Annotated in this window: 9 protein-coding genes; 6 read left to right on the plus strand and 3 right to left on the minus strand. The window is 62.7% G+C overall.

The genetic code is table 11. The annotated features are described in order from the left end of the window. Position 1: 1 nt before the first annotated feature. Together LQD11_RS02520 and LQD11_RS02525 are read right to left on the minus strand one after the other, a co-directional pair. Entirely contained in the window at positions 2 to 946 is a 945-nt protein-coding gene (locus LQD11_RS02520) for a cobyrinic acid a,c-diamide synthase (RefSeq protein ID WP_238616124.1), read from the minus strand. A 63-nt stretch (positions 947 to 1009) separates the two neighbouring features. Beyond that, on the minus strand, positions 1010 to 1588 hold the full coding sequence (locus LQD11_RS02525; RefSeq protein WP_238616125.1) for a hypothetical protein: 579 nt from the start codon (positions 1586 to 1588) through the stop codon (positions 1010 to 1012). 142 nt (positions 1589 to 1730) lie between these two features. Here LQD11_RS02525 and LQD11_RS02530 point away from each other — a divergent pair, with 142 nt between their 5' ends. The 5 genes from LQD11_RS02530 (at position 1731) to LQD11_RS02550 (ending at position 5396) form a co-directional block, all read left to right on the plus strand. Next, positions 1731 to 2069 carry a heavy-metal-associated domain-containing protein gene (locus tag LQD11_RS02530; protein WP_238616126.1) on the plus strand — a complete coding sequence of 113 codons (339 nt, stop codon included), beginning with the start codon at positions 1731 to 1733 and terminating at the stop codon, positions 2067 to 2069. Positions 2070 to 2154: 85 nt separating this feature from the next. Continuing rightward, positions 2155 to 2385: a hypothetical protein gene (locus LQD11_RS02535; protein WP_141565266.1), complete on the plus strand. Its 231-nt coding sequence runs from the start codon at positions 2155 to 2157 to the stop codon at positions 2383 to 2385. Beyond that, the gene (locus tag LQD11_RS02540) at positions 2382 to 2741 is read left to right on the plus strand and encodes a hypothetical protein (protein ID WP_238616127.1); all 360 of its coding nucleotides are present in this window, start codon (positions 2382 to 2384) and stop codon (positions 2739 to 2741) included. The genes LQD11_RS02535 and LQD11_RS02540 overlap by 4 nt, the downstream gene beginning before the upstream one ends. After that, a complete protein-coding gene (locus tag LQD11_RS02545) occupies positions 2734 to 3219 on the plus strand; it encodes a YtxH domain-containing protein (protein ID WP_238616128.1) in 486 nt (161 codons plus the stop codon). Before LQD11_RS02540 ends, LQD11_RS02545 begins: the two co-directional genes overlap by 8 nt. Next, entirely contained in the window at positions 3219 to 5396 is a 2178-nt protein-coding gene (locus LQD11_RS02550) for a heavy metal translocating P-type ATPase (protein WP_238616129.1), read from the plus strand. Before LQD11_RS02545 ends, LQD11_RS02550 begins: the two co-directional genes overlap by 1 nt. A gap of 134 nt (positions 5397 to 5530) precedes the next feature. Here the strand turns inward: LQD11_RS02550 and LQD11_RS02555 are convergent, their stop codons facing one another. After that, entirely contained in the window at positions 5531 to 6346 is an 816-nt protein-coding gene (locus LQD11_RS02555; protein WP_238616130.1) for a phage integrase N-terminal SAM-like domain-containing protein, read from the minus strand. A gap of 159 nt (positions 6347 to 6505) precedes the next feature. On the opposite strand from LQD11_RS02555, the gene LQD11_RS02560 reads away from it, so the two are divergent. Further along, entirely contained in the window at positions 6506 to 7075 is a 570-nt protein-coding gene (locus LQD11_RS02560; RefSeq protein WP_238616131.1) for an SNARE domain-containing protein, read from the plus strand. Positions 7076 to 7176 lie beyond the last annotated feature (101 nt).

Below are 7176 nucleotides of genomic sequence, written 5' to 3' on the forward strand. Positions count from 1 at the left end.
TTCAGGGATCGGCGCGTCCGTACCGATGGGCCTTCTCGGCAAATTGCTGAAGATCCTTGAGGGCCTGCTGCGTGGCCATCGCCGCCTGAGGGCGGTCGGTGGCCACGGCGGAGACCGCCACGGCGGTATCATCCAGGGCGGTCATGATGGCTTCGTTACGGGCCCCGAGTTCCCGCAGGCGTCGTTCCGTGTCATCCACCAGTTCCAGGCGCCGCTCCAGGGCACGCCGCTCTTCGTCGGTGATCTCTGAGGATGCCTTGTCCAGACGCTGCCTGACGTAGGCCACGTCCACGCCCACAATCCCCCTGGCCACCGAGGCCATGGCCTGGAGGGTATCCACCGAGTTTCGGCAGACTTCCGCCACCATGTTCCGGGAGCGTTCAAAGGTGAGTTCACGGGGATCGAACTTGCCGCGCAGCAGGTCATCCACATGGAGATAACGGCTATAAAGCCGATCCGCCTGAATGGCCAGATCCGGGCGGTTCAGCGCCAGCAGGTCCTTCTTGGCCTGCCAGAACCCGAGGATCACGTCATCGGTTTCCGCCGGTGGCTGATCCGGACGCAGTACCGTCAGTCCCTGTTCCCGGGCCTTGCGTTCCAGTTCGGCCCGCTCTCGCGCCGCCTCGGCGGCGAGCCGGGCCTGGCGGCGCCGCTCGGCCTGGGCCTGTTGCCAGCGCCGCCAGCCTCGTTCCACGGGGATGGCCACGGGAATGGCCGCAAGACCGGCCAGCCAGCCCCACAGGGAGGGAGAAAAGCCGCCCCAGAGGGAAGTGACCCAGAGGATGAAGGCGATAAAGGGGAAGATCAGCCAATAGCGCAGCGCCACCTGCCAGCGGGTGGGCGGGTCGGTGGGCAGTACCAGCCTGGGGTTGATCATGCCGACAATCAACCAAGGCAGGCAGGACAGGAACAGCCCGTAAGCAAAGCCTTGCAGGAATCCGAACATGGGGGGATTGTAGGCCCTTGCCGGGAGTGGGTCCACGATGCGCCGGCAAGGCCGGGACCGGCCCTACCGCAGCAGATGGCGGCGATAGACCAGCAGGTGAACCCCAAGGCAGGCCACGAACATCCAGCCGGTGCTGGCATGCCAGTATTTCCAGCCGCGGGGACGCACTTGCGTCACCGCCAGGGATGCCACCAGGCTGGTGAGCATGCCGAGCTTGGAGACCCGATTCACCCGCATGCGCAGGGATCGCTGCCCCGGTTGGCGCCGGGTGCCGGCGGCCGATGGGTTTTTTTTGCTTGAATGGGCAGGGGAGGGGACCGCCGAACCGATGAGGTGCCTGATCCGGGCTTCCATCTCGGGCACTGTGCAACCGACCTGGTCATAGTGCACGACCAGGCTACCGGCCCGGGGGTTGGGCCGCAGGTCCGTCACGCCGTCCAGGGCGAGCAGATCCCGTTCCAGTTGTGTTCTGGGCGTCTCCTGCCTTAGCAGTTCGCCCTTCAGTCGCAGCCGGCCCGGAACGGAAGAAACAATGGATACGGGGGTGCCCATGGCACTGAACTCCTCGACAGGTATCACCACGGTGACGGATGTCGCCAATACAGCATGCTGTTCGAATTCGTGCAACTTCAGTATGCTCAAACCATAAACCATTTGATCCTCCGGACACGTTAGCCAGCCTTAACGCCAGCCAGGTGCCCCAAGTCAGGAGTTCGCCGTGCCTGCCTGTGACACAATCCGCCCTGGCCCTGCCTTTTTGCGCATCGCTTGGTGAGGGTCAGCCATGACTCATGCCGATCCGTTACTTCAACTGCTGACCCGGGTGCGGGTTGCCCACCATCTGCGCGGTCGTATTCGCCTGAAGCTGGATGCCGACCTCAAGGGTCTGGCGGTGGCGGCGGACATCCCCGACATCGAGAGGATGCTGGGCTCTCTGCCCGGGGTCTCCTGCGTGCGTCTGAACCTGCTGGCCCGCTCCTGTGTGGTGGAATACGACGCCGACGTGATTCCCATGTCGGCCTGGGAAGATTTCCTCCTGGGCCATGACACCGACGCCGCAAAGACCCTCCACCGGATCCTGCAACAGGCACGCCATGAATTGACGGATGCGCTGTCCGGCTGATCTGCCGCGCGCATTCACCCCCATCCCGGGGTGTCATGCCGGGATGATACCGACCGGATCCCTTGGGATCTCAAGGAGCACACCTATGTATCACCTGATTCCTTTTGCCGCCGGCGCCGTGGTGGGTGCGCTCGCCGTCAGACTGCTGCGCACCGACAAGACCCGGCAGGGTCTCGAAAAGGCCCAGGACACCCTGCGCGAGGCGACCGTCTCCAGCCTGAGCAGCATCGAACATGCCTCGGCCCGGGCGCGCAAGCGGTTGGAGAGCAACGTCCATGAGGGCAAGGACGATACCGATGGCGGGAACACACCGTGAAGCGGTATCCCCTTCGCTCCGGATATGGTTTCGCACCGCCGGCCCGTTCCCGTCGTCGTCCCCTGGACTGCTATGACGGCTGTTTCACCCGGGGATTCGTGACGGCCGCTTGCATTTCCGCCTTTCAGGACGTCGCGCCCCCGGCCGGCCGACCCGCCCTGCGCCGGGTCGTGCGCCATGGCTTGCAGGGCGGGACCGCCCTGGTGGCGGGCACCCGTGCCGCCAACGCGGTGAGACGGGGGGATTATCTGTCGGCATTGACGGCCGCCGCCGCCGGCGCCGCCGGCGTCATGATCATCGAACGACTCCTGCGCCCCTCCCAGGGGCGGGAGGACAAGGAGAAGGTACATGGGTAAGAAGCGCAAGAAGAACAAGGCCAAAGCGTCATGGGAGGGTTTTCATGGCTACGGTTATGGGCCGGGTTATGGGCCGGGACCCTGGCCTGGCAGGGGGCGGGGCCAGGGTCCCTGTCCCTGGTATCCGGATGAGGATATGCCCGCGGGGGATCCCAGGGCCGCCGGGTATTACGGGGGGCCGGAAGGCGATGCCGATGACCAGGAACGTCGTGGCAGACAGCGCTACCGGGGGGATGATGAAGGCTGGCTGCATCGTCTGACCCACATGCTGGATGGCCCTCATCGGGACAAGTTCCTGCTGGGCCTGATGGTGGGAGCCGGCGCCGCCTGGATCCTGAGCGACGAGGAGATGCGTCGCAAGATCATGAAGGCGGGCCTGGACCTGTACGCCGGGGTGGCCGGCGGCGTGGAAGAGATCAAGGAACAGATGGCTGACATCAAGGCCGAGATGGAAGCGGAACGGCACGGAGACCGCTGATGGATGCGCCCTGGTTTGCCCGGCTGGAGCCGGTTCACGCCGTTGCCGGCAGAATCCGCCTGCGCTACTGGTGCCGGCCGGGCATGCCTCTGGAACCCCATCGCATCGAGCGGGCGGTGGAGTCCCTTCAGGGAGTCTGCCGGGTCCGGGTCAACCGGCGCATTCAATGTCTGGTGATCCATTATGAAGACGGTCTTACCGATCCCATCCATCTGGAAAGCGCCCTGCTGTCATTGACGGCACCGGCCGTGTCTCCGACCGCGCCTCTGCCCGAACGCCACGGCAGCGGACTGGCGGCGGTGGGTCTGAGCGGCGCGGTCATGCTGCTGTCCCGCTGGCTGCCCCTGTGGCTGCGATTGCCGCTCACCCTGCTGACCGCCCTGCCGGTGATGGGGGAGGCGGTGCAGGACCTGTTCCGCAAGGGCATCAGCTCCCACGTGCTGGAGGCCCTGGCGGTCGTCATCTCCATCGGCCGCCGGGACTATTTTGCCGCCAATACCACCATCCTGCTGCTGGCCTTGGGTGAGTATCTGGAACACACCATCGAACGTCGCTCCGACGATCTGCTCAAGCATCTGCTGCATCCGGCGGACGCGGAGGTCTGGGTGGAGCGGGGCGGGGTGGAAGTCCTGATCAGCGCCCGCGAGGTAAGGGTGGGCGATACGGTGATTGCCGCCACCGGTACGGTCATCCCGGTGGATGGGACCGTACTGGGGGGCGAGGCCCTGGTGAACGAGGCCACCATGACCGGTGAAAGCGTGCCGGTGATTCGTCGCCGGGGTGACCCGGCCCTCTCCGGCACCCTGGTGGAAGAGGGGCGCATCCGCATCTATGCGGAAAAGGTGGGCCATCATGCCGCCGCGGCCCGGATTGCGGACTTCGTGGAGCAGTCCCTGAACGTGAAGAGCCACACCCAGTTGGAGGCCTCCCAACTGGCCGACCGGCTGGTACCCATGGTGCTGGGTCTGTCCGCTGGCACCTGGGCCGTATCCCGGGACTGGAACCGGGTTGCCGCCGTGCTGCAGGCGGATTATTCCTGTGCCTTGAAACTGGCCACTCCCGTGGCCTTCAAGTCCTCCATGTACCGCGCCGGCAAGACCGGCATGCTGGTGAAGGGGGCAGGGGCACTGGAGCGCCTGGCCGAGGCCGATACGGTGGTCTTCGACAAGACCGGCACCCTCACTTGCGGAGAGCTGGAAGTCACCGACTCCATCGCCTTTGATGCCGCCTTCACCTCCGAGGATCTCATCAATCTGGCGGCCTCGGTGGAAGAGCACTACTTTCATCCCCTGGCCATTGCCGTGGTGGAAGCGGCGGAACGGCTGCCCCATCAGCAGCACTTCAACCACAAGGAAGTGGAGTTCATCGTCGCCCACGGGGTGGCCAGCGTCATCGATGACAAGCGCATCGTCGTGGGTTCCCGTCATTTCCTGGAGGAACACGAGGGGATTGCCATTGCCCCCCAGACCCAGGTGATTGAATCGCTCAAGCGCCAGGGCAAGACGCTGCTCTATATTGGATTCGGTGGCGAGCTGCTCGGGGTGCTGGGTCTCAAGGACCGCCTGCGCCACAACAGCGCCGACACCGTGGCCCGCCTGCGCGGCCTGGGTATCGAGCGCATCTACATGCTCACCGGGGATCATGAAGACCGCGCCGGGGAAATGGCCGCACTGCTGGGCCTGGACGGCTATCACGCCGAACTGCTGCCGGAGGACAAGGCGCGCATCCTGCAGGAACTTTCCGCCCAGGGGGCACGCATCGCCTTCGTGGGAGACGGCATCAACGACGCCCCGGCCCTGTCCGGCGCCCATGTGGGGATCGCCATGCACCAGGGCGCCGAGATTGCCCGGCTGGCGGCGGACATCACCCTGCTGGAAGACGACATCGCCCGCGTTGCCGATGCCCGCGCCCTGGCCCTGTCGACCCGCGGCCTCATCGACAGCAACTTCCGCCTGACGGTGGGGCTCAATACCGCCATCCTGTCCGCGGCGGCCTTCGGCTGGCTCAGCCCCGTGGCCGCCTCCCTGCTTCACAACGGCAGCACCATCGCCATCCTGCTGCGTGCCCTGTCGGGCGGCGCGCGCGTCGTATCCGCGGGACAATCCTCAAACCAGGCCCCTGGCGATCAGCACGGAAAACCTGACCTGAAACAGGAAGTGCGTCACAAAATCGGCTAATCTCGACTTCAGGACCATGCATTGGAAAGGTCATGGAGTACAGGGAACCCGTGCGGCCCGAATGGGGCAGGGCAGGAGAGGGCGGTTATCCAAGGAAGCCCCCGCTGGACAGGCAGCGAGGGGCACAGGGTGTTTCAGGCATCCAGGGGGCTTCTGACGGCGAGACCGCCGCGATTGGGAAAGACAAACTGCCAACGCCATTCACGAGGGGCATTGGGATACTTCCGTGCCAGTGCGTCAGGCAAAAGGGTTTCCCCCAGTCCCTGCTCAACATCCCTGGCGTGCAGGGCACGCACGGTTTCCAGGTGTTCGTTCAATGGTCCAACCAGCGATTCCGGCAAGGGCACGATCCGGTCCTTGTTCCCCTTGCCGGATCTCACCATGATCAAGCTTCGTTCAAATTCCACGTCCTGTACGCGAAGCCGCAGGCAGATCCAGCTTATATAGGATTTTTCCGTCCTGATGGACATGTTGCGGGTTCGCATCACCGCAACGAGCTTTTCAAAAACAGGCTGATGGGAAAGTATCAACGGCGCAAAGCGTTTGTCACCCACATGCCGGGCAAACTCCGCCGATGTGGGAGGCACATATTCCCGGGCCAGCGTCGCGTGCTGTGGTTCCAAGGCCTTGGCCGAAGCGCGCCAGTAGTCCCAGTCGAACGTTTCACTCCATTCCGTGTGTGCCAACTTATACAGAATCTGTATAGCGTCGATGACCTGCACGTACTGCCAAGGCTTCAAGTTAGGGGATTCGCCCACCTTGAGCAGATAGCCCGAGATGTCGTCAGGGGTGAGGGAGGCCAGTCGTCGGCGGGGGAAAGCACGGATGAACTGCTCCGCCCGAATCCGATACCAGCGCACCGATTCAGGCTTGATTCCTTTTTGAATCAAATGTTTGCTAAAGCGGGACCAGAAAATACGCTCTTTGTCCGTAAGAGGAGGTTTGGCCATGTCCTTGGCTCCAATCAGGGTCTGACGAAACTGCTTCCTGATGATGCAATACTTTGGGGATGGGTGGCAAGGTCCGAAGGTCTGAAGCCATGCTAGACAGAATCTGTCTTTCCTGGGAAAGGCCGATTCTGTCGAATATGTTAGCAATCGGAGAATACAATGGATCCTCTAACCGCGGCAGGTACATTCGCAACGATTGTCGGCCTTCTTTCCAATTTCAAAGCTGAGCGGTCTGGAACGGAGCTAACCGAGTTTACGACATGGCTCAAAGAAAAGCACTACGAGGAAGTTGCCGGCGCCATCGAGCGAAATTCGATACTGTCCCAAGAGCTCTCGAATATTCTTGCAACAAACCATTCCCTGCTCGTTGAGCGCCTTTCGCAACTGGATAACCGGATTGCCCAACTTGCGAGTCAATTTGAGGGATTTGGCAGCCTTGCTAATGCTTTGAACTCAAAGCCGCCATTGTCGGAGCAAGCAATCTCGGTTCTCGAACAACTCGTAAAATCTGGTGCCGAGTACTTCATGGAACGCAAAGTATTTACCGGCGATCCCGATGAGTATCTCCTCATCGGAGGCACTGGCGGAAAGCTCAGATACAGCGACCGCCGGTTCATCAAAGACGATCTGGATTCGCTTGTGTCTGCTGCTCTGGTTCGGTTGGATGTCACGAGTAAAGGTAGCAGGAAGTTTTTTGTCACTCGGGCAGCCGCAGAATTCTTCAAGTGAAGCCGATTGCTAATCAAGTGTTCCAGTTCTTTCCGGGCCAGACGGCCCTCACCGGACAGCCTTGTCGCCGCTTCGCTCTGCCAAGGCTGCCGCTGAACAAC

It is taken from the genome of Ectothiorhodospira shaposhnikovii (assembly GCF_022227765.1).
GTDB lineage: Bacteria > Pseudomonadota > Gammaproteobacteria > Ectothiorhodospirales > Ectothiorhodospiraceae > Ectothiorhodospira.

Excerpts from the sequence above, each read along its gene's own strand:
- LQD11_RS02520 (WP_238616124.1), bottom strand. The coding sequence starts at position 946 with ATGTTCGGATTCCTGCAAGGCTTTGCTTACGGGCTGTTCCTGTCCTGC.
- LQD11_RS02530 (WP_238616126.1), top strand. The coding sequence starts at position 1,731 with ATGACTCATGCCGATCCGTTACTTCAACTGCTGACCCGGGTGCGGGTT.
- LQD11_RS02535 (WP_141565266.1), top strand. The coding sequence starts at position 2,155 with ATGTATCACCTGATTCCTTTTGCCGCCGGCGCCGTGGTGGGTGCGCTC.
- LQD11_RS02545 (WP_238616128.1), top strand. The coding sequence starts at position 2,734 with ATGGGTAAGAAGCGCAAGAAGAACAAGGCCAAAGCGTCATGGGAGGGT.
- LQD11_RS02550 (WP_238616129.1), top strand. The coding sequence starts at position 3,219 with ATGGATGCGCCCTGGTTTGCCCGGCTGGAGCCGGTTCACGCCGTTGCC.
- LQD11_RS02555 (WP_238616130.1), bottom strand. The coding sequence starts at position 6,346 with ATGGCCAAACCTCCTCTTACGGACAAAGAGCGTATTTTCTGGTCCCGC.
- LQD11_RS02560 (WP_238616131.1), top strand. The coding sequence starts at position 6,506 with ATGGATCCTCTAACCGCGGCAGGTACATTCGCAACGATTGTCGGCCTT.